The sequence below is a fragment of the Microbacterium sp. LWH12-1.2 genome (assembly GCF_040675825.1).
Lineage (GTDB): Bacteria > Actinomycetota > Actinomycetes > Actinomycetales > Microbacteriaceae > Microbacterium.
The window spans coordinates 1,398,827-1,421,280 of sequence record NZ_JBEGIJ010000001.1 but is presented as its reverse complement, the minus strand read 5'-3'; the positions used below and the strand labels follow the sequence as shown (position 1 = coordinate 1,421,280).

Here is a 22,454-nt window from a genome sequence, read left to right as displayed (position 1 = left end):
AGCCGCGCATGGAGATGTCATGATCGCCCTGTCGCTTGCTGAGATCGCCGCCATCACCGGTGGTGACCTGCGTCTCGTCGGAGACGACACCGCCACCACGGTGGTGAGGGGAGTGGTCGACACGGACTCCCGAGAGATGGAGCCGGGGTCGATCTTCGTCGCGAAGCCCGGGGCCGAGACCGATGGGCACCGCTTCGTCGGCGCCGCCGCTCAGGCGGGAGCCGTCCTGGCGATCGTCGAGCGGCCGGTCGATGAGGCCGTGACCCAGATCGTGGTGACGGATGTGATCGCGGCCCTGGCTGATCTGGCCAAGGAGGTCGTGGGGCGCGTGCGCGCCATCGGGAACCTGAGGATCGTCGGCATCACCGGTTCGAACGGCAAGACCACGACGAAGAACTTCCTCGCTCGCATCCTGTCGGACGAGGGCGAGGTCGTCGCGCCCGTCAGGTCGTTCAACAATGAGGTCGGCGCTCCCGTCACCATGCTCCGCGTCACCGAGAACACGCGGTATCTGGTGAGCGAGTTCGGCGCAGCGGCACCGGGGAGCATCGCTCACCTCGCCGGTCTGGTCGAGCCGGACGTCGCGGTCGTCTTGATGGTGGGCCTTGCCCATGCCGGCGGGTTCGGCGGCATCGAGGAGACGGCGAAGGCCAAGGCGGAGCTGGTGGCCGCGGCGCGAGCCGATGGCACGGCGGTTCTGGGTATCGACGATTCTCGAGTGGCCGCGATGCGGGAACTCGCCACCGAGCGCGGTATGCGCGTCGTCGGTTTCGGGCAGAGCGCCGCCGCAGACATCCGGGCGGACGACGTCGCAGTGACGGCATCCGGCACGCGCTGCACCGTCGAAGTCGACGGCATCCGATTCCCGCTCCACATGCAGGTGCTCGGCGCGCATCATGTCGGCAACGCGCTGGCGGCGATCGCCGCGGCCGGCGTGCTGGGCGTGTCGGTCGCGGATGCGATCGCCCGTCTGGAGACCGTGGAGATCGCGGAGCGCTGGAGGATGCAGCCACTCGGCAGCGACCGGGTGCGCATCATCAACGATGCGTACAACGCCAGCCCCGACTCGATGGCGGCAGCCCTTCGCACTCTTGCTCAGATCACCGGTCCCGGTGAGCGAACCGTCGCCGTGCTCGGCGCGATGACAGAGCTCGGTGAGAGCACGGGGGAGGAGCACGACCGTATCGGCCTGCTCGCCGTGCGACTGAACATCCAGCGGATCGTCGTCGTCGGCCCTGAGGCCCGCCGTCTCTACCTCTCCGCCGTCGGTGAAGGCTCCTGGGACAGCGAGGCCGTGCATCTGCCCGATCAGGATGCCGCTTTCGAATACCTGCGCACAGAACTTCGCGACGGCGACCGTGTGCTCGTGAAATCATCCAATTCCGTGGGCCTTCGGCATCTCGGCGATCGTCTGGGAGAATTGTTCTCGTGAGGTCCCTGCTAATGGCGGCGGCGATATCGCTCGCCTTCACACTCTTCCTGACTCCTGTCTTCCTCCGGCTGTTCCGCAAATGGGGATGGGGGCAGGTCATCCGCACCCCCGAGGACATCGCCAACCCCAGCCACGAGGCGAAGCGCGGAACGCCGACGATGGGCGGGGTGATCTTCATCCTCGGCACCATCGTGGGTTACTTCACCGGTGTGTACGTCAGCGGCGAAGTGCCTGCGCTGTCGTCGATCCTGGTGATCTGGCTGATGGTCGGGTTCGGTGCCGTCGGCTTCATCGACGACTACATGAAGGTGCGCAGTCAGCGCAGCCTCGGCCTCTCCGGCTGGAGGAAGGTGATCGGGCAGCTGCTCGTGATCATCCCGTTCGGCGTCGTCGCCCTGAACTTCCCGAACACGTTCGATCAGACACCGGCGAGTGGCTCGATCTCGTTGTTCCGCGATATCACGTGGCTGAACCTCTTCGTGTTCGGCGCGATCCTCGGATGGATCCTGTACCTGGTGTGGATCGCGATCATCGGCGTGGCGACCTCGAACAGCGTGAACCTGACTGACGGGCTGGACGGCCTCGCGGCCGGAGCCGGAGTGTTCGTCGTCGGTGCATACAGTCTGATCGCGTTCTGGCAGTTCAAGCAGTCGTGCACGGTCGTGGATACCGAGGCCCTCAGCGGATGCTACGAGGTGCGCGATCCGTTCAACCTCGCCATCATCTCCGCGTCGTTCGCCGCCGGGCTCATCGGCTTCCTCTGGTGGAATGCCCCGAAGGCCAAGGTCTTCATGGGCGATGTCGGCTCGATGGCGATCGGTGGCGTGATCACGGCGATGGCGATCCTCACCCGCACCGAACTGCTGCTCTTCGTGATCGCCGGGGTCTTCGTGATCTCCTCCGGGTCGGTGATCCTGCAGCGCACCTACTTCAAGGCGACTCGCGGCAAGCGGCTGTTCCTGATGAGCCCGTTCCACCATCACCTCGAGATGCGCGGCTGGCCAGAGGTCACCATCGTCGTGCGCCTCTGGGTCATCGCGGGCCTGCTGGCGGTGTCGGCCGTCGGACTCTTCTACGTCGAGTGGTTGACGCGTGTCGACTGAAGCGCGCCTGGATGCTCTGACCAGCTGGCACGCCGACTGGAGGGGACTGCGGGTCACGGTTCTCGGCCTTTCGATGACCGGCTTCTCGGTCGCCGACACTCTCACCGAGCTCGGCGCCGACGTCCTGGTGCTCAGCGAGACCGCTGCGGACGAATACGAGCGACTGCTGCCCGTGATCGGCGCCCGGTTCGAACTCGGCTCGCTGGCGGCCGTCCCTGATGCCCTGACCGATTTCGCCCCCGAGGTGATCGTCGCCTCTCCAGGGTTCTCGCCCTCGCATCCGCTGATCCGCTGGGCTCAGGATTCTGGCATCGCCCTCTGGGGCGATATCGAACTGGCTTGGCGCCTTCGTGACAAGGTCGTCCGCGCGGACGGCACGCCGGCGGACTGGGTTCTCATCACCGGCACGAACGGCAAGACGACGACCACGCAGCTGACGGCGTCGCTGCTCGTCGAGGGCGGGCTGCGTGCGGCTCCGTGCGGGAACATCGGCGTGCCGGTGCTCGATGCCGTGCGCGACCCCTCAGGGTTCGATGTCCTGGTCGTGGAGCTCTCCAGTCATCAGCTCTGGTACCTCGGGCAGTCGGCGGCCGCGGGGGAGCTGTTCCCCTACGCGGCCGTCTGCCTCAACCTCGCCGACGATCACCTGGTATGGCACGGCAGCGCCGACGCCTACCGCGACGCGAAGGCGTTCGTGTACCGCAACACCCGGATCGCCTGCGTCTACAACAAGGCCGATGAGGCCACCAGACGCATGGTCGAGGACGCCGACGTCATCGAAGGCGCCAGGGCGATCGGCTTCGACCTCGGCATCCCCGGACCCAGCGACCTCGGCGTCGTGGAGGGACTCCTCGTCGATCGCGCGTTCCATGAAGACCGTGCTCGCAGCGCCCTGGAGCTGACCACGGTCGCGGATCTCGAGAATGCGGGATTGTCGGCACCGCACATCGTGCAGAACATCCTCGCCGCCAGTGCGCTCGCCCGCTCTCTCGGCGTCGCACCGGCGGCGATCCACGCGGCACTTCTGAAGTTCCGACTGGATGCCCACCGTATTCAGGTGATCGCCCGGCACGCCGGCATCACCTGGGTGGACGATTCGAAGGCGACGAACCCGCATGCCGCGGCTTCGTCGTTGCGTGCCTTTCCCGGTGCCGTCTGGGTCGTCGGAGGCGATCTCAAGGGCGTGGACATCGCCGACCTCGTCGCCGAAGTCGGCACGACGGCCAGTGCAGCCGTCGTCATCGGGGTCGAACGGTCGGCCGTTGTCGCGGCATTCCAGCGACACGCGCCCGCAGTGCCCGTATTCGAGGTGGAAGCTGGCGAGACTGGACACGTCATGAACCGTGTCGTGGAGATCGCGGCGGGGATCGTCGACGACGAGGGTACGGTTCTGCTGGCCCCGGCGGCGGCATCCTTCGACCAGTTCTCCAGTTACGCGGATCGCGGCCATCGCTTCGCCGAAGCGGTGCGGGACTGGATCGACCGGGGGAACGCCGATGACACAGGTCGCCCGAACCCCACGCGGTGAGGCCGGGCGCTCCGAGTCCGGCGGACTCGCCGCCCGCGTCACGCTCGGGCGCCGCTTCACCCCGGTGTCGACGGAGTTCCTCCTCATCACTTCGACCGCCCTGCTGCTGACGATCTTCGGCCTCGTGATGGTGCTCTCCGCCACGAGCGCGACGGCAGTGGCCAACGGCGACAATCCGATGGACGGCGCCCTGCGACAGGGCGTGTTCGCGATACTGGGCGTTCCGCTGATGTTCCTGATCAGCCGGTTTCCGGTGCCGTTCCTGAAGAAGATCGCCTGGCCGGCGCTGTTCGGCGCCGTCGCGCTGCAACTTCTCGTCTTCACGCCGCTCGGCGACGAGGGCGGCGGAAACCGCAACTGGATCAAGATCGCGGGATTCACGCTCCAGCCCTCGGAGTTCCTCAAGCTGGCCCTCGCGCTCTGGATCGCCTACGTCCTGCTGCGCAAGCAGGCGATGCTGGGAACCTGGCACCAGGTCTTCATCCCCGTCATCCCGGTCGGTGTCCTCGCCATCGGCACGGTTCTCGCCGGTAAGGATCTGGGCACATCGATGGTGCTCGTGCTCATCCTGCTCGGCTGTCTGTTCTTCTCCGGGGTGAAGCTGAGACTCTTCATCCTGCCGGTGATCCTCGGCGTGGCCGCAGTGCTCGCGTACGCGCTGACGAGCCCGGACAGGTTGCGGCGCATCACGGCGACGTGCGACGACATGTCGCAGTACTACGGCGACTGCTATCAGTCGATCCACGGCATCTGGGGCATGGCGAGCGGCGGCATCTTCGGCCTGGGGCTCGGCAATTCGCAGGAGAAATACGGCTGGCTGCCCGCGCCGGGCAACGACTTCATCTTCGCGATCGTCGGCGAGGAGCTGGGACTGATCGGCTGTGTCGTCGTGCTCGCCCTCTTCACGTTCTTCGCCGTCGGCGCGTTCCACATCATCCGCAAGACGTCGGATCCCTTCATCCGCGTCGCTGCCGGCGGCATCACCGTCTGGATCGTCGGGCAGGCCGTGATCAACATCGGCGTCGTGATCGGAATCTTCCCGGTGATGGGCGTGCCGCTGCCGTTCATGTCTCAGGGCGGCACCGCCCTGCTCGCCGTGCTCATCGCCTGCGGTGTGCTCCTCGCGTTCGCACGCACGCTCCCGGCCACCGAGCGGGGCAAGGCCGTCCGCACTCCTTCGGCAGGGCGGGGTAGGGTCACCAGGTGACCACGTACCTGCTTGCCGGCGGAGGAACCGCCGGCCATGTCAACCCCCTGCTCGCCGTCGCCGATTCGCTGCGTGCGCGCGATGCTGAGGCTTCCGTCCTCGTGCTCGGCACCGCGGAGGGGCTGGAGTCCCGTCTCGTGCCCGAGCGCGGCTATGAGCTGCTCATCGTGGACAAGGTGCCGTTCCCGCGTCGTCCGAACAAGCAGGCGGCGGCGTTCCCCGGGCGTTTCCGCCGAGCCATCGCCCAGGTGCGCGCGCACATCCGCGCACACGGAATCGACGTGCTCGTCGGCTTCGGCGGCTACGCGTCGGCGCCGGCGTACGTCGCCGCGCGGCGCGAGGGCATCCCGTTCGTGGTGCACGAGGCGAACGCGAAGCCCGGACTCGCGAACGTCCTCGGCGCCCGGCGTGCGGCGGCCGTCGGCGTCGCGTTCGAGGGCACGCCGTTGCGGGGGAGCGAAGTGGTCGGCATGCCGCTGCGGAGCGAGATCATCGCCCTCGATCGGCGCGCGGCGCGTGCGGAGGCCGCGGAGGCGTTCGGCCTGGACCTCGACCGGCCTGTGCTGCTCGCGTTCGGCGGTTCGCTGGGCGCACAGCGACTCAATGAGGCGCTCGCGGATTCGTGGGCAGACGTCCTCGCGGCGGGCTGGCAGCTTGTGCACGTCACGGGGGAGCGCAGCGATCTCGTCGACCCCGAGGTGCCCGGGTACGTCGTCCGGCGGTATGTCGACCGGATGGACCTGGCGTTCTCCCTCGCCGACCTCATCGTCTCGCGCTCGGGGTCGGCGACGGTCAGCGAGATCAGCGCGCTCGGGATCCCGGCGCTGTACGTCCCGTACTCCGTCGGAAACGGCGAACAGCGCCTGAACGCGGCATCGTCGATCGCCGCGGGTGCGGCGGAGCTGCTCGACGATGCCACCTTCGACGGAGATGCCGTGCGACGGATCGTGGTCCCCCTTCTCGGAGACCGTGAACGCCTGGCCCGGATGGCCGCGGCTGCGGAGCGCACCGGTACCCGCAACGGCACCGAGAATGTCGTCGCGCTGATCGATCGCGCCCTGGGTGCCTCCGCATCCGCTCGTTGAGCGAGCGCGGCGAGACGAAACGCACCAACGGAAAAGTAGACTAGTCCCGACATGATCAGACCCGACCTCTCCCTCCCGATTCCCGAGACGATCACCGCCGCGCACTTCATCGGCATCGGTGGTTCCGGTATGAGCGGACTCGCCCGGATGTTCCTGGATGCCGGCATCCGCGTCTCCGGTTCCGACCGCGCCGACAGCGACAACCTCCGCGCGCTTGCCGCCGCCGGGGCGACCGTTCACGTCGGGCACGACGCCGCACACCTCGGCGATGCGGACACCGTCGTGCACACCGGAGCCATCTGGCCGGAGAACCCGGAGTTCCTGCTGGCGAAGGAACGCGGGCTGCACGTCATCCACCGCTCCCAGGCGCTGCACTGGCTGATCGGCTCGCGCCGGCTCGTCTCGGTCGCCGGTGCTCACGGCAAGACCACGTCGACCGGCATGATCGTGACGGCGCTGCGCGAGCTGGGCGCCGACCCGAACTTCGTCAACGGCGGGGTCATCGAGCAGCTCGGCCTGTCCAGTGCGAGCGGCTCCGGCGACCTGTTCGTGATCGAAGCCGACGAGTCCGACGGAACCTTCCTGCTCTACGACACGTCGATCGCGCTGATCACCAATGTCGACCCGGACCACCTCGATCACTACGGCTCCGACGAGGCGTTCCACGACGCCTTCATCCGGTTCGCGAATGCCGCGACGGAGGCGGTCGTGATCTCGAGCGACGACCCCGGTGCCCTCCGCGTGAGCGCCGGGCTGACGCATCCGAACGTGATCACGTTCGGTCAGGCCGTCGATGCCGACGTGCGCGTCACGGACATCCTCACCGACGGGCCGGTCTCGGCCACGATCTCGCACGGGGCCGAGAGCGCGCGCCTGCAGCTGGCCGTGCCGGGGGTGCACAACGCGATCAACGCGGCCGGCGGCATCGCGGTGCTGCGGGCGCTCGGCTTCTCGCTCAGTGACGCGACGCGGGCGATGGAGGGCTTCGCCGGTACGGTCCGCCGCCTCGAGCAGCACGGAGTCGAGCGCGGCGTCGCCGTCTACGACGACTACTCGCACCATCCCACCGAGGTCCGCGCAGCGCTCGAGGCGATGCGCACCCTGGCCGGCGAGGGGCGCATCATCGCGATCCAGCAGCCGCACACGTATTCGCGCACCCAGCACATGTATCAGGAGTTCGCCGACGTGCTCGAGGAGTTCGCGGACCACACCGTGATGCTCGATGTCTACGGTGCGCGGGAGGACCCGGTGCCCGGCGTGACCGGCGAGCTGGTCAGCGACGCGTTCCGCGACGCCTCGAACGTGCACTACGTCGCCGACTGGCAGGATGCCGCCGACTACACGGCCACCGTGGCTCGCCCTGGTGACTTCGTGATCACCCTCGGCTGCGGAAACGTGTACCAGATCATCCCGCAGGTGCTCGAGTCGCTGCGGCAGACCCCCGGGGCCTAGCGGATGCGCCGGCCCGCACCCCTGCCGACGCCGGCGGAGAAGGAGACACCTTCGCAACCGGTTTCGCGCTCTCGCCGTCAGGCCGAGAAGCCCGACAAAAGCGAGCGGGTGGCGGAGTCGAATCCGAGCGAGACGGCGCAGGACCTGCCGGAGGAGCTCGCAACGCCGACGACGAGTCGCGATGTCTGGCGCGCAGCACGTGCTCGCCGGAAGGCACTGCGCGCCGAGATCCGCCGCTTCACGCAGCGCTCCCGTCGTCGCCGCATCATCTGGTTCACGGGGATCGGGGCGGTGCTGGTGCTGATCGGCGGGAGCGTTGCCGCCGCCTACAGCCCGCTTTTCGCCGTGGAGAAGATCACCGTGGTGGGCGCGTCCACGCTCGACCCGGCGACCGTCGAAGCGGCGCTGAGTGCCCAGATCGGCACACCCCTGGCGCTGGTGGACACCAGTGAGGTGAAGGCGGCGCTGCTCGCCTTCCCCCTGATCGAGACGTACGCGCTCGAGGCGAAGCCGCCGCATGACCTCACGGTCAGCATCGTCGAGCGCACGCCGGTCGGCGTGATCGAATCGGATGCCGGGTACACACTCGTCGATGCCGCAGGCGTCGCGCTCGCGACGACGAGCGACCAGCCGGCAGGCCAGCCGCTGATCGAGGTCGAAGGCGGAGTCGACTCCACGGCCTTCGAGAGCATCGGGCTGGTCATGCGGTCGTTGCCGGCCGACGTGCGCGCCGTGGTCACGAGCGCCCGCGCGTCGACCGCGGATGACGTCACGCTGACCCTCGCCTCGGGACTGACCGTGGTGTGGGGGAGCGCCGAGGAGTCCCGCGACAAGGCGGTGGCTCTGAGCAGGACGATGGCTGCGAGACCCGACGCCAGCACGATCGATGTCTCCTCGCCCGAGCTCGCCGTCGTCGGCTGAGCCGGATCTGCACGGCAAACGCGCGACACGCCCGTGTCGCTGCGGGCCCGCGAGCACGCGGCGCTTACCTTCGAACAAGAGAAACCAATACCGGGAAATACTTTACACCTCTAGTTGAGGTTTAAGGTTCACACCCTGGTTTCTCGCCTAAACGACAGGCTCGACTATTCGGAGGCCGGCCATGAGCCAGAACCAGAACTACCTCGCCGTGATCAAGGTCGTCGGCGTGGGCGGTGGCGGCGTCAACGCCGTCAACCGCATGATCGATCTCGGCCTCCGCGGAGTCGAGTTCATCGCTGTCAACACCGACGCACAGGCACTGCTCATGAGCGACGCCGACGTCAAGCTCGACGTGGGCCGCGAGCTCACCCGTGGCCTCGGTGCCGGCGCCGACCCCGAGGTGGGTCGCCGCGCCGCAGAAGACCACGCCGAAGAGATCGAGCAGGCTCTCACCGGGGCCGACATGGTCTTCGTCACCGCGGGCGAGGGCGGCGGCACCGGCACCGGCGGCGCACCCGTCGTCGCGCGTATCGCGAAGTCCATCGGCGCGCTCACCATCGGTGTCGTCACCAAGCCGTTCTCCTTCGAGGGCCGCCGCCGCCAGAGCCAGGCCGAGGCGGGCGTCGCCAAGCTCAAGGAAGAGGTCGACACCCTCATCGTGGTGCCGAACGACCGTCTTCTCGAGATCAGCGACCGCGGCATCTCGATGATCGAGGCATTCGCCACCGCCGATCAGGTGCTGCTCGCCGGTGTGCAGGGAATCACCGACCTCATCACGACTCCTGGTCTCATCAACCTCGACTTCGCCGACGTCAAGTCGGTCATGCAGGGTGCGGGTTCCGCGCTCATGGGCATCGGCTCCGCGCGCGGCGCCGACCGTGCGATCAAGGCCGCCGAGCTCGCGGTCGAGTCGCCGCTGCTCGAGGCGAGCATCGAGGGCGCGCACGGCGTGCTGCTGTCGATCCAGGGTGGTTCGAACCTCGGCATCTTCGAGATCCACGATGCCGCGGACCTCGTCAAGGAGGCGGCGCACCCCGAGGCGAACATCATCTTCGGAACGGTCATCGACGACACTCTCGGCGACGAGGTGCGCGTCACGGTGATCGCCGCCGGCTTCGACAGCGGAGAACCCACGCTGCGCCTGGACCCGATGGTGGTCAGCCGTCCGGCGGCAGCGGCGACGCTGCCCGACGTGCCGCTCTCCAGCGTCTCCGATGCTCCGGCCACGCCGGAGAAGATCGAGACCGAATCGGCCCAGCGGGTCCCCGCGACCAGCATCGAGCCGGCGTTCGCCGAGGACGACATCGACATTCCTGAGTTCCTGAAGTAACACGGGAATCCGATTTGAGTGAATTGGCTGCGCGGCTGTCGGCGATCGACACGCAGATCGCTGACGCCGCGCGCCGAGCAGGCCGCGATGGCGGGGAGATCACCCGAATCGTGGTGACGAAGTTCCATTCGGCATCCGTCGTCCGGGAGCTCCACGCGCTCGGCGTGCGCGACGTCGGTGAGAATCGGCAGCAGGAGATGTCCGCCAAAGTCGACGAGCTGCAGGATCTCGACCTGCGCTGGCATTTCATCGGCCAGGCGCAGACGAACAAGGCGGCGGCGATCAGGAGCGGGGCGGATGCCGTGCACTCGGTCGACCGCGAACGGCTGGCCGATGCGCTCCATCGTGCGGCGGAGGACGACTCCGCGCTTGACGTGCTCGTGCAGATCAATCTCACCGGCGACGCCGGGCGCGGGGGAGTCGAGCCCGGCGCGGCAGACGCTCTCGCCGAGCACGTGCTCGGCCTGCCCTCGCTACGACTCCGTGGAGTGATGGCCGTGGCTCCGCTCGATGAGGAACCGGCATCCGCCTTCGCGCGCCTGCGCGTCGTCGCCGACCGGATCCGCCTCATCGCGCCGGATGCAACATGGATCTCTGCCGGCATGACCGGCGATTTCGCCGAGGCCATCGCCGCAGGTGCGACACACCTGCGGATCGGCTCCGCAATCACGGGACCCCGGCCCGACCGGGGTTAACCTCTAAACAGACCAGCCCGAACGTTCGAACCGGAGGACACGATGGGTAACCCGCTGAAGAAGACCATGGTGTATCTCGGCCTCGCCGACGAGGAAGAGGTGTACGAGGAGGAGACGCAAGCTCCTGCCCGCGCACACCGCGAACGCGACCGCGAGCAGCGTGACCGTGAAGAGGCCGCCCCGGCGCCCGTCACGCCGTTGCGTCGCCCCGTCGCCGTGCGGCAGCCTGCTGCGGGCACGGTGAACGAGATCCTCACGGTGCACCCCAAGCAGTACCGCGACGCTCAGCTGATCGCTGAGAGCTTCCGCGAGGGCGTCCCGGTGATCATCAACCTCTCGCAGATGAGCGACGCCGACGCGCGCCGCCTCATCGACTTCGCCAGCGGTCTCTCCCTTGGCCTATACGGCCGCATCGAGCGCGTGACGTCGAAGGTCTTCCTGCTGTCGCCGGAGAACATCGCGGTGTCGGGCCACGGGGGAATCGCACACGCAGACGCCGAGTCTGCGGGCTTCGACCAGTCGTAGCCCGTGGAGCTGGTCTCCGTTGCCGCGAGCATCGTTCATCTGGTGCTTCTGCTGTACATCTTCATACTCTTCGCACGCCTCATCCTCGACTACATTCCGCTGTTCAACAGGGAATGGCGTCCGAAGGGCGCTGGCCTGATCGTCGCTGAGATCGTCTACACGATCACCGACCCCCCGATCCGCTTCTTCCGGCGATTGATTCCGCCGTTGCGCATCGGAACACTGTCCCTGGACTTCGGTTTCGCACTCACCATGCTGATCGTGCTGATCCTCATGAACATCGTGCGCATCTTCGTCTGATCTGCGCAGCGACTTCGTCGCGCACGGGTGTCGCGACATCGCGACATTCAGATGCGGGGACTATGCTTGGCTCCCAGGTGCGCGCCCCGGATTCGCGCCACATCACGACCACGCCATACATCGAAACTGGCAACAGAACTCATCGAAAGAGGAGCCACCCATGGCACTTACCCCGGATGACGTCGTCACCAAGCAGTTCCAGCACGTCCGTTTCAAGGACGGCTTCGACCCGGACGAGGTGGACGACTTCCTCGACGAGATCGTCATCGAGTGGCGCAAGGCCCTCGAGGAGAACGTCGAGCTGAAGGCCAAGCTGGCCGCCTACGAGTCCGGTGCGACTCCTGAGGCCGCCGCTCCGGCTCCCGCTGCCGTCGTCGAGGCACCCGCGCCGGTCGCCGTCGCCGAGGCCCCCGTCGAGCCCGCAGCATCTGGCTCCGCGACCGCGACCGCAGGCATCATCGAACTCGCGCAGCGTCTGCACGACGAGCACGTCGCCGAGGGTGAGGCGAAGCGCAACCAGCTCATCGCCGAGGCCGAGACCGAGGTCAGCCGCATCCGCGGCGAGGCCGAGGCCAAGCAGCGCGAAGAGACCTCCCGCATGGAGCGCGAGCGCAACCAGCTCGAGGCCCGTATCACCGAACTCCGCAACTTCGAGCGTGACTACCGCAACCAGCTGCGCGGTTACATCGAGGGTCAGCTCCGCGACCTCGACGAGAAGTCGGCGTCGACGGACTCGACCCCCGTCTCGGCGATCGGACTGTAGGTCGACCCTTTGCCAGGACGTCGTCCCCTTCGTCGGTCGGCGGCCGGTGCGATCGTTGCGATTCTCGCAGCGCTCGTACTGGCCGCCGATCAGTTTGTGAAGCACCTCACGATCACCAACCTGCCATTGCAGGAGTCCGTGCCCGTGCTCGGAGAATTTCTCCAGCTCTACTACGTGCGCAACCCCGGAGCGGCTTTCTCGCTCGGTTCTGAGGTCACCTGGATCTTCACGATCGCTCTGTCGATCGTCGCCGGTGTGATCATCTGGAAGGCGCTTTCGCTGCGTTCGCGCTTGTGGGCTCTGGTTCTCGGATGCCTGCTCGGCGGCGTGCTCGGCAACCTGACCGACCGTCTGCTCCGCGAGCCGGGTTTTCCGGTCGGGCATGTCGTCGACATGATCTCGATGCCCTGGATGATGCCGGCGATCTTCAATGTCGCCGACATCTTCATTGTCACCGGCATGATCTCGGTCGCGCTTCTCGTCGTGTTCGGACTGCGCTTCGACGGCACCCGCGAGCGAGACCACGCCGCGGCGGCCGACGCCGATGCGGCGACTTCCGAGAAGCCGGATGGGTCGACGACCGCCGACGTGGAGCGCTGAGCGTGGAATCCCGTTCCCTTCCCGTCCCCGACGGTTTGGACGGTACGAGGGTCGACGCTGCGCTGGCGAAGATGCTCGGCTTTTCGCGCACCTTCGCCGCTGACGTCGCCGCCGCCGGCGGTGTCCAGCTCGATGGAGTGACGCTCGACAAGTCCGATCGTCTGCGCGGCGGTGGCTGGCTCGAGGTCGAATGGCAACCGAAGGAGGAGCCGCGGATCATTCCGATCCCGGTACCGGATCTCGGCATCGTCTACGACGACGACGACATCGTCGTGGTCGACAAGCCCACTGGCGTGGCCGCCCATCCGTCGCTCGGCTGGGAGGGCCCGACCGTCGTCGGCGCTCTGGCCGCCGCAGGCTTCCGTGTCGCGACCAGCGGTGCGCCGGAGCGCCAGGGCGTGGTGCACCGGCTCGATGTGGGGACCAGCGGGCTCATGGTGGTCGCGAAGACTGAGACCGCCTATACCGCGCTGAAGCGCGCCTTCAAGGAGCGCACGGTCGAGAAGATCTACCACGCGGTGGTTCAGGGACATCCGGACCCGCTCGTCGGCACCATCGATGCGCCGATCGGGCGACACCCGAATCACTCGTGGAAGTTCGCAGTGATCCCCGACGGCAAGCCGTCGGTCACGCACTACGAGACGCTCGAGGCCTTTCCGGGGGCATCGCTCCTGGAGATCCACCTGGAAACCGGCCGCACGCATCAGATCCGCGTGCACATGGCCGCGCACCGGCATCCGTGCGTGGGCGACCCGCTGTACGGTTCCGACCCGACGATGGCAGCCAGACTCGGCCTGACGCGGCAGTGGCTGCACGCGCACCAGCTCGCCTTCCACCATCCCGCCACCGGCGAGTGGGTGCAGTTCGAGTCACCGTATCCGGCCGATTTCCGTCACGCGCTCGACATCCTCCGCGGGGAATAGCGAACGCCGTTCCGTCTCCTGCACATCCATCACTGGTGCGCTAGCGTGGATGCGCCGCTGAGGGGGAGGCGCTTGTGAGACAACCCATTGACCGACGTACCGCACTGCTCGGAGTCCTCGCGCTCGGACTGATCGGGTGTGCTCCACGTCCGGCTGGCCCGTCAGGAGTTGCTGTTCCGACTCGGATGCCGATGCCCACGCGGATGCCGATGCCGGTGTCGACTCCGACGCCGACTCCGGTGCTGCCCGATCCCATTACGATCGCGGCACGACACCACGGTGTCGTGCCATCGGCGTGGGGGACGCACCTGCCTGGCGTCGTGTCGGAGCTGGTGAACCCGACGGACGAGCACGGAGCGGCACGGGTGGCGCTGACCTTCGACGCCTGCGGAGGATCAGGCGGCTCGAACGTCGATCACGCGCTGATCGATGGTCTGCGCGCCGCGACGGTGCCGGCGACGCTCTTTCTGAACCAGCGCTGGGTCGAGACCCATGCGGAGCTGGCGGCAGAGCTCGCGGCGGATCCGCTTTTCCTTCTCGCGAACCACGGAACCGGGCACCATCCGCTCTCGGTCACGGGTGCGGCCGCGTATGGGATTCCGGGCACAGGGTCCGCGGCAGGTGCGGTCGACGAGGTGTGGAGCAACCATCAGGTGCTCACGGAACTCGTGGGGCACCCACCGCGCTATTTCCGTGCAGGCACAGCGCACTACGACGATGTCGCGGTGCGGATCGTGCACGAGCTCGGCGAGATACCGATCGGGTTCACCGTCAACGGCGATGGCGGTGCCAGTTATTCCGCAAGCGCGGTGCGCCACGAGTTCGGGCGGGCCGCCGCTGGCAGCATCGTTCTGGCGCATATGAATCGGCCGGACGGCGGAACCGCGGCAGGAGCGCTGGCAGCAATCTCCGATCTGCGGGCCCATGGCGTTCGATTCGTCCACGTGGACGCCTGACGGAGAATGGCCTCATGAGCATCGAAGTGCGCCCGGCGACCGTGTTCGAGGATGTCGCGGCGCTCGTGGGACCCAAGAAGCCGACGTCGAATGTGTGCTTCTGTCTGAGCTACCGCATCGGCAGTAAGGAGAACGTGGCGCTCATCGGCGAGGACCGCGCGAACCGCGTCCGTGAGCTGTGCGCGCAAGATCCACCGCCGGGAGTGATCGCGTACCTCGACGACGAGCCGGTCGGCTGGGCGGCCGTGCATCCGCGGCGAGACACGAGCTTCGCGCGGAACCGATTGATCCCGCATATCGACGACCTCGACGTCTGGTCGCTCTGGTGTTTCCGGGTCCGTCCAGGGCATCGGAAACTCGGGCTCATGCACGCCCTGATGGACGGCGCCGTCGCGTATGCCCGGGAACGCGGTGCCCCGGCGATCGAAGGGTACCCGGTGGACAACAACGGGGCAAAGGTCAATCAGACCATGATGTACGTCGGGACGCGTGCGATGTTCGAGCGTGCGGGCTTCGAGAAGGCGGCTGACACCGGGTCCGTGATCGACGGTTTCCCGCGTGTGCTTATGCGACTCGACCTCTCGTGAAAGAAATCGTGAACCGTTTGAGCTCTCACAGGCAATAGACAGCGTGAGCACAGACAGCGAGATCATCCAGACGTCGTTGAAGCAGCCTGCGGCGTTTGCCGAGCTGTTCGACCGTCACGCGCGCGCGGTGAACGCGTTCGCCGCTTACCGCATCGGCCAGCATGCCGCGGAAGACGTACTCAGCGAGACTTTCCTTATCGCCTTCCGTCGCCGTGCAGACTTCGACACCAGCGTCGAGTCGGCGACCCCATGGCTGTTCGGAATCGCCTCCCGGCTGATCCGAAAGCACCGGGCGACAGAGGCGAAGCAGTGGCGCTCCTTCGCTGCGGCGATCACTGGTGAGGAGCACACCTCCGAGGGTGGCGTCGATGACGCAATGACGAAGCTAGATGCCGCACGAGAAGTTCAGAGCCTGAAGACGCGTATCGCGGCGCTCGCGCCCAGAGATCGCGAAACTCTCCTCCTCTACGCATGGCAGGGCATGACCTACGAGGAGATCGCCACCACCCTCGGTGTGCCGGTGGGGACCGTGCGTTCGCGCTTGAACCGCGTGCGTCGAAGATTGGACCCCGGGCGGGTCAAGCGAGCAGAAGTATCCGAGATCAAGCAGAAGGGAGAGTCCGTTGGACATCTTTGAGAAAGTGCGCGAGACCACTCCGGAGATCGACGGGGCAGACGAGAACGTCATTTCCGCACGAGCGCGGCTGCTGATGGAGATCCAGACCGAGCGGCGGCCAGCGCGGACCTCTGCCAGGCGTCGGAGGCCATGGATCATCGCGGGCGGTCTGGTCGGGGCAGCGGCGGCAGTGACCGTCGGAGTGCTGGTGGTGGGGAACTTTGCGAGGCCCGGAACTGTCGAAGCCCTGCCGACGCCGTCCCCAGCATTGACGCGTCCGGGATCTGGGCCGATTCCCAGGCCGGTTCCGGCTCCCGTCACCGTGGAATCGGTCCTCAGAGGCGCAGCGAATGTCGCGTCGACGAGTTCGGGACCAATTGCAGGCGAGGGACAGTATCTGCGCATCGACCGCCGGACCGAGCAGCTTGTGCTCCACGGTCCCGCAATGGGTTCGCCGCAGAATACGACGAGAGCGGATGCCACAGCGGCGTGGGTGTCTGCGGGCCACTATGTGACCTACGTGCCCGCAGACCGCTCAGGGGAGTGGGTGACCGTCTTCGAGCCGGAACGCGAGATTATCGCGCTCTACGGCGAAGACGCCGCTGCGCTGTCCCAGGCGTGGCTGGATCAGGTGCTGAAGGAGCAGATCATCCGCCGGGTACCCGGCGGCATGGCCGATCGATGGGAGGACTCGACTGAGCCCGTGGCGGGATCTGACGCGTACTACGCGCAGATGCCTCGCGATCCGGCTCAGTTGATCAATTGGATCCTCGAGTACAACGGCGATTTCAATCTGGGAGCAGAAGAAACGGGGGTAGCGACGTTCCTGATTCAGGAGCTGGAGTGGAACGTCGCCCCGGCAGATCTTCGCGTTGCGATGTACCGCGCGTTGAGCACGCTTTCGAACGGAGTCGTCGTGGGGACTGAGGGCACCGTCGTCACGCTCGCGTTTCCGACCTATGCTCCCAACGACCGGTGGGATGAGATATCGATCGATACCGATACCGCACTCGTGACCCGCACATCCGTCACCTTCGGCTCGGGCGGGACGATCGTCCCGGACACGGTGCCGAACTCCAGATCGACGCCGTCTCTCAGCATCGTCGATTCGGCCCCGTGAACCGCTTTCCGATTCTGGGGCAATACATAGTGTGAGCACAGACAGCGAGATCATCCGGCGGTCGATCGAACAGCCTCGCGCATTTGCCGAGCTGTTCGATCGGCACGCGCGGGTCATTGGCGGCTTCGCCGCGCGCCGTGTCGGATCCGAGGCCGCGGAGGATGTGGTCAGCGAGACGTTCCTCGTCGCATTCAGGCGCCGGGCTTCGTTCGACCAGGCGGTGGAATCCTCTGTTCCCTGGCTGCTCGGAATCGCATCGCGGCTGACGCGAAAGCACAGGGCGCAAGAGGCGAAGAACTGGCGCTCGATCCAGGCAACCGCCGACCAGCGAATCGATCACTCACACGACGGCACCGAACCCGTGATCGCACGGTTGGACGCCGCGAGCTCGACCAGGCAACTGGCGCCACTGATCGCAGCCCTGTCGCCGAAGGACAGGGAGACGCTCCTGTTGTACGCATGGGGCGACCTGACCTATGAGGAGGTCGCCTCCGCTCTCGGTGTGCCGGTCGGCACCGTGCGCTCGCGACTCAACCGGGTCCGTCGGAGATTGGACCCCGGCCGTTCGGCCCGAATGGAACAGCAGAGCAACGAGAAGGAAGGAGAGGTCGATGGACGTGTTGGAACGCGTGCGTGACGTCAACGCAGGGGCAGAGATCGCCGAAGAGCATTACACCCGATCTCGATCGTTGCTCCTGGAGGGCATCGACGAGAGCATCAGCTCTGCGCGTAGGCGCGCAGCCAGGCGCCCGATGTTCCTCATCGCCGGCGCGGTCGCAGGAGTCGCTGCAGCAACGGTGGGCGTCGTGATCGTCAACCAGCTGACAGCGGTGGTGCCTCAGGTCGAGGCGAACCCGGTCGAGACGGCCGATCCGCGCCGTCCCGGCGGGGTCCTGACGCCGGCGCCTGCGCCGACTCCCGCAACTCCCACGGAAGTGCTCCGCGCCGCAGCGAACGCGGCAGCGTCGTTCGCCGCGCCTCAACTCCAGCCCGGTCAGTACCTGCGTCGCGAGTGGACGACGGAGGAGATCATTCTCTACAGCGAACTGGGGGCCGGTGGGTGGGGCATGGGAGGTTCGCACCAGACCGCAACCAGTGCGTGGCAACTGCGACATGGCGGAGTCATGTACATACCGGAGGACTTGTCCGCGTCGTGGTACGCGGAAGGGACCGCCATTCGAGTTGGCGACACCTATGGGGACCAGGTGGAGGCAGATGAGCAGTCTCGGCGGGACCTCGCGACTTTGCCAGGTGAACGCCCGCTCGAACCCTTCACCAAGTTTGCGCCGTGGGACGGTGTTGGGGAAGTCGAGACGCTTGACGTGTTCTTTGCCAGTATGCCTCGCGATCCCGATGAACTGATCACGTGGGTGCAGGAGTTCGCGGGCACGGATCAGCCGGGATGGGCCGACGGAAAGGTGGGGTGGTTCTTCATCGATATGCTCTCCTACAACGTCGGGCCAGCCGACTTGCGAGCGGCGATGTACCGTGCCCTCAGTCTCCTGCCGGGTTCGACCGTTTCGGATGAGGTAGACGGTGTTCGGACGATCACGTTCGACTCGCAACTGGCGCTGGCCGAGGCGACGGAGTTCGCTTCGTACCGGATGACGATCTCGATCGAGATGAGCACGGGAACCGTGCTCGAGACTTCCGAGCGAGCCGAAGCCGGAATCGGCGTGGTGCCCACCGATGTGCCCGACGTCAGGACGCGATACACCACCAGCATCGTGGACTCGCTACCCGCCGAATAGCCCCTCGCCGGTCTGGGGTGTCGGATGCCGAAAGTACACTTGAACCCATGGCATCCGACTCCTTCGTTCACCTGCACGTGCACAGCGAGTACTCGATGCTGGACGGTGCTGCGCGGGTCGGGCCGCTCATTCAAGAAGCGGTGAAACAGGGGATGCCGGCGGTCGCGGTGACCGACCACGGCAACACCTTCGCCGCCTTCGAGTTCTACAAGACCGCGAAGGATGCCGGCATCAAGCCGATCATCGGCATCGAGGCGTACGTCACCCCTGGCACGCACCGCAGCGACAAGACGCGCGTGCGCTGGGGATCGCCCGAACAGCAGCGTGATGACGTCTCCGGCTCCGGTGCGTACACGCACATGACCCTCCTCAGCGAGACGACGGAGGGCATGCACAACCTCTTCCGGCTCTCGTCGCTGGCGAGCATGGAGGGGTACTACTTCAAGCCCCGCATGGACCGCGAGATCCTGCAGAAGTACTCCAAGGGACTCATCGCCACGACCGGCTGCCCGTCGGGGGAGATCCAGACCCGACTGCGCCTCGGCCAGTATGACGCGGCACGTGCCGCTGCGGCCGAGTTCCAGGATCTCTTCGGCAAGGAGAACTACTTCGCCGAGATCATGGACCACGGCCTATCCATCGAGCGCCGGATCATGACCGACCTGCTGAAGATCGCGAAGGACCTCAGCATCCCCCTCGTCGGCACCAACGACCTCCACTACACGCATCAGCACGACGCCACCAGCCACGCCGCTCTCCTCTGCGTGCAGTCCGGTTCGACGCTCGACGACCCCAATCGCTTCAAGTTCGACGGCGACGGCTATTACGTGAAGTCTGCGGCCGAGATGCGCCAGATCTTCCGCGACAACCCCGAGGCCTGTGACTCCACGCTGCTCATCGCCGAGCGCTGCGAGGTCGAGTTCAACACCAGTGCGAACTACATGCCGAACTTCCCGGTGCCCCAGGGCGAGACCGAGGAGAGCTGGTTCATCAAGGAGGTCGAGCAGGGTCTCCAGATGCGCTACCCGCACGGGATCCCGGATGACGTGCGCAAGCGGGCCGAGTACGAATCGGGCGTCATCACGCAGATGGGGTTCCCGGGCTACTTCCTCGTGGTCGCCGACTTCATCAACTGGGCGAAGAAGAACGGCATCCGCGTCGGCCCCGGCCGCGGTTCCGGTGCGGGGTCGATGGCCGCCTACGCCATGGGGATCACCGACCTCGACCCGATCGAGCATGGACTCATCTTCGAGCGGTTCCTCAACCCGGACCGCGTCTCGATGCCCGACTTCGACGTCGACTTCGATGATCGTCGACGCGCCGAGGTGATCCAGTACGTCACCGCCAAGTACGGAGACGAGCGCGTCGCCCAGATCGTCACCTACGGCACGATCAAGGCGAAGCAGGCGCTGAAGGACGCCGGCCGCGTCCTCGGCTTCCCGTTCAGCATGGGGGAGAAGCTCACCAAGGCGATGCCGCCGGCCGTGATGGGCAAGGACATGCCGCTGGACGGGATGTTCGACCCGAAGCATCCGCGTTACAAGGAGGCCAGTGAGTTCCGGGTGGTCATCGAGACCGATCCCGAGGCGAAGACGGTCTTCGACACGGCGTTGGGCTTGGAGAACCTGAAGCGTCAATGGGGCGTGCACGCCGCCGGCGTCATCATGTCTTCCGACCCGCTGATCGACATCATCCCGATCATGAAGCGGGAGCAGGACGGTCAGATCGTCACGCAGTTCGACTACCCGTCGTGCGAGTCCCTCGGCCTCATCAAGATGGACTTCCTCGGGCTGCGAAACCTGACGATCATCTCCGACGCCCTCGCGAACATCAAGCTGAACCGCGACGAGGACCTGGTCCTCGAAGAGCTCGCCCTCGACGACCAGGGGTCCTACGACCTGCTGGCCCGTGGCGACTCCCTCGGCGTGTTCCAGCTCGACGGCGGTCCGATGCGCTCGCTGATGCGACTGATGAAGCCCGACAGCTTCGGTGACATCTCGGCGCTCATCGCCCTGTACCGACCGGGCCCGATGGGTGCGAACTCGCACACCAACTACGCGCTGCGCAAGAACGGCCTGCAGGAGATCACCCCGATCCACCCGGAGTTCGCCGAGTCGATCGCCGACATCCTCGACGAGTCCTACGGCCTGATCATCTACCAGGAGCAGGTGATGGCGATCGCGCAGCGGGTGGCGGGCTTCTCCCTCGGGCAGGCCGACATCCTCCGTCGCGCGATGGGCAAGAAGAAGAAGTCCGAGCTCGACAAGCAGTACGAGGGCTTCCAAGCGGGAATGCACGCGAACGGCTACTCGGATGGTGCGGTGAAGGCGATCTGGGACGTCTTGCTCCCCTTCTCCGACTACGCCTTCAACAAAGCGCACTCGGCCGCCTACGGCGTGATCTCGTACTGGACGGCGTATCTCAAGGCGCACTATCCCGCGGAGTACATGGCTGCGCTGCTCACGAGCGTCGGCGACTCCAAGGACAAGATGGCGCTCTACCTCAACGAGTGCCGCCGCATGGGCATCAAGGTGCTCCCGCCGGACGTCGGCCAGTCCATCAACTTCTTCGCCGCCGTCGGGGAAGACATCCGCTTCGGTCTCGGCGCGGTGCGCAACGTCGGCAGCAACGTCGTCGACGGCATCGTCCAGGCTCGCCAGGAAGAGAACTTCGCCTCGTTCCACGACTTCCTGGGCAAGGTTCCACTGCACGTCGCCAACAAGCGAACCGTGGAATCGCTGATCAAAGCGGGAGCGTTCGACTCACTCGGGCACACCCGTCGTGCACTCATGGAGATCCACGAGGACGCTGTGGAGCAGATCGTCCTCGACAAGCGTCGCGAGGCCCACGGCGAGGTCGGCTTCGACTTCGACAGCCTCTGGGATGAGCCGCAGCACGATGCGAAGGTGCCGGATCGGCCGGAGTGGACGAAGAAGGACAAGCTCGCCTTCGAGCGCGAGATGCTCGGGCTGTACGTCTCCGATCACCCGCTCGCCGGTCTCGAGGTGCCGCTGGCGAAACATGCCTCAATCTCGATCCACGACCTGAACAACTCCGAGGATATCCAGGACGGCGAGCAGGTCACCGTCGCTGGCCTCGTCACCAGCGTTCAGCACCGTGTGGCGAAGTCGAGCGGCAATCCGTACGGCATGATCACCGTCGAGGACTTCAACGGAGAGGTCACCGTGATGTTCATGGGCAAGACCTACACCGAGTTCCAGCTGGTCCTGCAGCAGGACTCGATCCTCGCGGTCCGCGGACGGGTGTCGCGCCGTGATGACGGGCTGAACCTGCACGCGCAATCCGCCTTCGCACCGGACGTCGGCTCGTTCGATGCGGCCGGACCGCTCGCACTCGTGCTGGCGGAGCAGCGTGCGACAGAACGCGTCATGAACGAGCTCGCCGAGGTGCTGCGTCGGCACTCCGGAGAGACCGAGGTCGTTTTGCGCGTGCACCGCGGCGGGACCGCGAAGGTGTTCGAGGTGCCGATGCCGGTCAAGGTGACAGCCGACCTGTTCGGTGACCTCAAGTCTCTGCTCGGGCCGTCCTGTTTGGGATGA

At 66.4% G+C, this 22,454-nt stretch carries 21 protein-coding genes; all 21 read left to right on the top strand.

Annotated features, from left to right (window positions below; genetic code table 11):
* Positions 1-19 precede the first annotated feature (19 nt).
* Positions 20-1,432, top strand: a complete 1,413-nt coding sequence (locus MRBLWH12_RS06820) for a UDP-N-acetylmuramoyl-tripeptide--D-alanyl-D-alanine ligase (RefSeq protein ID WP_341974354.1) — start codon at positions 20-22, stop codon at positions 1,430-1,432.
* Positions 1,429-2,535 (top strand): phospho-N-acetylmuramoyl-pentapeptide-transferase, encoded by a 1,107-nt coding sequence (gene mraY / locus MRBLWH12_RS06815; protein WP_363547464.1) that lies wholly within the window; start codon positions 1,429-1,431, stop codon positions 2,533-2,535. Before MRBLWH12_RS06820 ends, mraY begins: the two co-directional genes overlap by 4 nt.
* The gene (gene murD / locus MRBLWH12_RS06810) at positions 2,525-4,063 is read left to right on the top strand and encodes a UDP-N-acetylmuramoyl-L-alanine--D-glutamate ligase (RefSeq protein WP_363547462.1); all 1,539 of its coding nucleotides are present in this window, start codon (positions 2,525-2,527) and stop codon (positions 4,061-4,063) included. The genes mraY and murD overlap by 11 nt, the downstream gene beginning before the upstream one ends.
* The gene (gene ftsW / locus MRBLWH12_RS06805) at positions 4,032-5,270 is read left to right on the top strand and encodes a putative lipid II flippase FtsW (RefSeq protein ID WP_363547459.1); all 1,239 of its coding nucleotides are present in this window, start codon (positions 4,032-4,034) and stop codon (positions 5,268-5,270) included. The genes murD and ftsW overlap by 32 nt, the downstream gene beginning before the upstream one ends.
* Complete coding sequence (locus MRBLWH12_RS06800; RefSeq protein WP_363547456.1) at positions 5,267-6,355, top strand: UDP-N-acetylglucosamine--N-acetylmuramyl-(pentapeptide) pyrophosphoryl-undecaprenol N-acetylglucosamine transferase; 1,089 nt, start codon at positions 5,267-5,269, stop codon at positions 6,353-6,355. Before ftsW ends, MRBLWH12_RS06800 begins: the two co-directional genes overlap by 4 nt.
* 51 nt (positions 6,356-6,406) lie before the next feature.
* On the top strand, positions 6,407-7,807 hold the full coding sequence (gene murC / locus MRBLWH12_RS06795) for a UDP-N-acetylmuramate--L-alanine ligase (protein WP_363547454.1): 1,401 nt from the start codon (positions 6,407-6,409) through the stop codon (positions 7,805-7,807).
* A gap of 108 nt (positions 7,808-7,915) precedes the next feature.
* Positions 7,916-8,728 carry an FtsQ-type POTRA domain-containing protein gene (locus MRBLWH12_RS06790; protein WP_363547451.1) on the top strand — a complete coding sequence of 271 codons (813 nt, stop codon included), beginning with the start codon at positions 7,916-7,918 and terminating at the stop codon, positions 8,726-8,728.
* A gap of 181 nt (positions 8,729-8,909) precedes the next feature.
* Complete coding sequence (ftsZ, locus tag MRBLWH12_RS06785; protein ID WP_363547449.1) at positions 8,910-10,058, top strand: cell division protein FtsZ; 1,149 nt, start codon at positions 8,910-8,912, stop codon at positions 10,056-10,058.
* A 14-nt stretch (positions 10,059-10,072) separates the two neighbouring features.
* Positions 10,073-10,753 carry a YggS family pyridoxal phosphate-dependent enzyme gene (locus MRBLWH12_RS06780; protein WP_363547446.1) on the top strand — a complete coding sequence of 227 codons (681 nt, stop codon included), beginning with the start codon at positions 10,073-10,075 and terminating at the stop codon, positions 10,751-10,753.
* A gap of 42 nt (positions 10,754-10,795) precedes the next feature.
* Positions 10,796-11,278, top strand: a complete 483-nt coding sequence (locus MRBLWH12_RS06775) for a cell division protein SepF (RefSeq protein ID WP_341974363.1) — start codon at positions 10,796-10,798, stop codon at positions 11,276-11,278.
* A gap of 3 nt (positions 11,279-11,281) precedes the next feature.
* Entirely contained in the window at positions 11,282-11,578 is a 297-nt protein-coding gene (locus MRBLWH12_RS06770) for a YggT family protein (RefSeq protein WP_341974365.1), read from the top strand.
* A 160-nt stretch (positions 11,579-11,738) separates the two neighbouring features.
* Positions 11,739-12,341, top strand: coding sequence for a DivIVA domain-containing protein (locus MRBLWH12_RS06765; RefSeq protein ID WP_363547443.1), 603 nt, complete (start codon positions 11,739-11,741; stop codon positions 12,339-12,341).
* A 60-nt stretch (positions 12,342-12,401) separates the two neighbouring features.
* Positions 12,402-12,941, top strand: a complete 540-nt coding sequence (lspA, locus tag MRBLWH12_RS06760) for a signal peptidase II (RefSeq protein WP_414685038.1) — start codon at positions 12,402-12,404, stop codon at positions 12,939-12,941.
* A gap of 2 nt (positions 12,942-12,943) precedes the next feature.
* Positions 12,944-13,864 carry an RluA family pseudouridine synthase gene (locus MRBLWH12_RS06755; RefSeq protein WP_363547437.1) on the top strand — a complete coding sequence of 307 codons (921 nt, stop codon included), beginning with the start codon at positions 12,944-12,946 and terminating at the stop codon, positions 13,862-13,864.
* A 185-nt stretch (positions 13,865-14,049) separates the two neighbouring features.
* The gene (locus tag MRBLWH12_RS06750) at positions 14,050-14,820 is read left to right on the top strand and encodes a polysaccharide deacetylase family protein (protein WP_363547434.1); all 771 of its coding nucleotides are present in this window, start codon (positions 14,050-14,052) and stop codon (positions 14,818-14,820) included.
* A gap of 14 nt (positions 14,821-14,834) precedes the next feature.
* Positions 14,835-15,407 (top strand): GNAT family N-acetyltransferase, encoded by a 573-nt coding sequence (locus MRBLWH12_RS06745; protein ID WP_363547431.1) that lies wholly within the window; start codon positions 14,835-14,837, stop codon positions 15,405-15,407.
* Between the two features lie 43 nt (positions 15,408-15,450).
* Positions 15,451-16,044: an RNA polymerase sigma factor gene (locus MRBLWH12_RS06740; protein WP_363547428.1), complete on the top strand. Its 594-nt coding sequence runs from the start codon at positions 15,451-15,453 to the stop codon at positions 16,042-16,044.
* A 424-nt stretch (positions 16,045-16,468) separates the two neighbouring features.
* Positions 16,469-17,143 (top strand): hypothetical protein, encoded by a 675-nt coding sequence (locus tag MRBLWH12_RS06735; protein WP_363547425.1) that lies wholly within the window; start codon positions 16,469-16,471, stop codon positions 17,141-17,143.
* A gap of 31 nt (positions 17,144-17,174) precedes the next feature.
* Positions 17,175-17,780 carry an RNA polymerase sigma factor gene (locus MRBLWH12_RS06730; RefSeq protein WP_363547422.1) on the top strand — a complete coding sequence of 202 codons (606 nt, stop codon included), beginning with the start codon at positions 17,175-17,177 and terminating at the stop codon, positions 17,778-17,780.
* Positions 17,755-18,894, top strand: coding sequence for a hypothetical protein (locus tag MRBLWH12_RS06725; RefSeq protein WP_363547419.1), 1,140 nt, complete (start codon positions 17,755-17,757; stop codon positions 18,892-18,894). The genes MRBLWH12_RS06730 and MRBLWH12_RS06725 overlap by 26 nt, the downstream gene beginning before the upstream one ends.
* Positions 18,895-18,941: 47 nt before the next feature.
* On the top strand, positions 18,942-22,454 hold the full coding sequence (gene dnaE / locus MRBLWH12_RS06720) for a DNA polymerase III subunit alpha (RefSeq protein WP_341974374.1): 3,513 nt from the start codon (positions 18,942-18,944) through the stop codon (positions 22,452-22,454).

What these genes read in the sequence shown, in the direction of transcription:
- MRBLWH12_RS06820 (WP_341974354.1), top strand. Translation starts at nt 20, where the DNA reads ATGATCGCCCTGTCGCTTGCTGAGATCGCCGCCATCACCGGTGGTGAC.
- ftsW (WP_363547459.1), top strand. Translation starts at nt 4,032, where the DNA reads ATGACACAGGTCGCCCGAACCCCACGCGGTGAGGCCGGGCGCTCCGAG.
- murC (WP_363547454.1), top strand. Translation starts at nt 6,407, where the DNA reads ATGATCAGACCCGACCTCTCCCTCCCGATTCCCGAGACGATCACCGCC.
- ftsZ (WP_363547449.1), top strand. Translation starts at nt 8,910, where the DNA reads ATGAGCCAGAACCAGAACTACCTCGCCGTGATCAAGGTCGTCGGCGTG.
- MRBLWH12_RS06775 (WP_341974363.1), top strand. Translation starts at nt 10,796, where the DNA reads ATGGGTAACCCGCTGAAGAAGACCATGGTGTATCTCGGCCTCGCCGAC.
- MRBLWH12_RS06765 (WP_363547443.1), top strand. Translation starts at nt 11,739, where the DNA reads ATGGCACTTACCCCGGATGACGTCGTCACCAAGCAGTTCCAGCACGTC.
- MRBLWH12_RS06750 (WP_363547434.1), top strand. Translation starts at nt 14,050, where the DNA reads ATGCCGATGCCCACGCGGATGCCGATGCCGGTGTCGACTCCGACGCCG.
- MRBLWH12_RS06745 (WP_363547431.1), top strand. Translation starts at nt 14,835, where the DNA reads ATGAGCATCGAAGTGCGCCCGGCGACCGTGTTCGAGGATGTCGCGGCG.
- MRBLWH12_RS06735 (WP_363547425.1), top strand. Translation starts at nt 16,469, where the DNA reads ATGGGTTCGCCGCAGAATACGACGAGAGCGGATGCCACAGCGGCGTGG.
- MRBLWH12_RS06725 (WP_363547419.1), top strand. Translation starts at nt 17,755, where the DNA reads ATGGACGTGTTGGAACGCGTGCGTGACGTCAACGCAGGGGCAGAGATC.
- dnaE (WP_341974374.1), top strand. Translation starts at nt 18,942, where the DNA reads ATGGCATCCGACTCCTTCGTTCACCTGCACGTGCACAGCGAGTACTCG.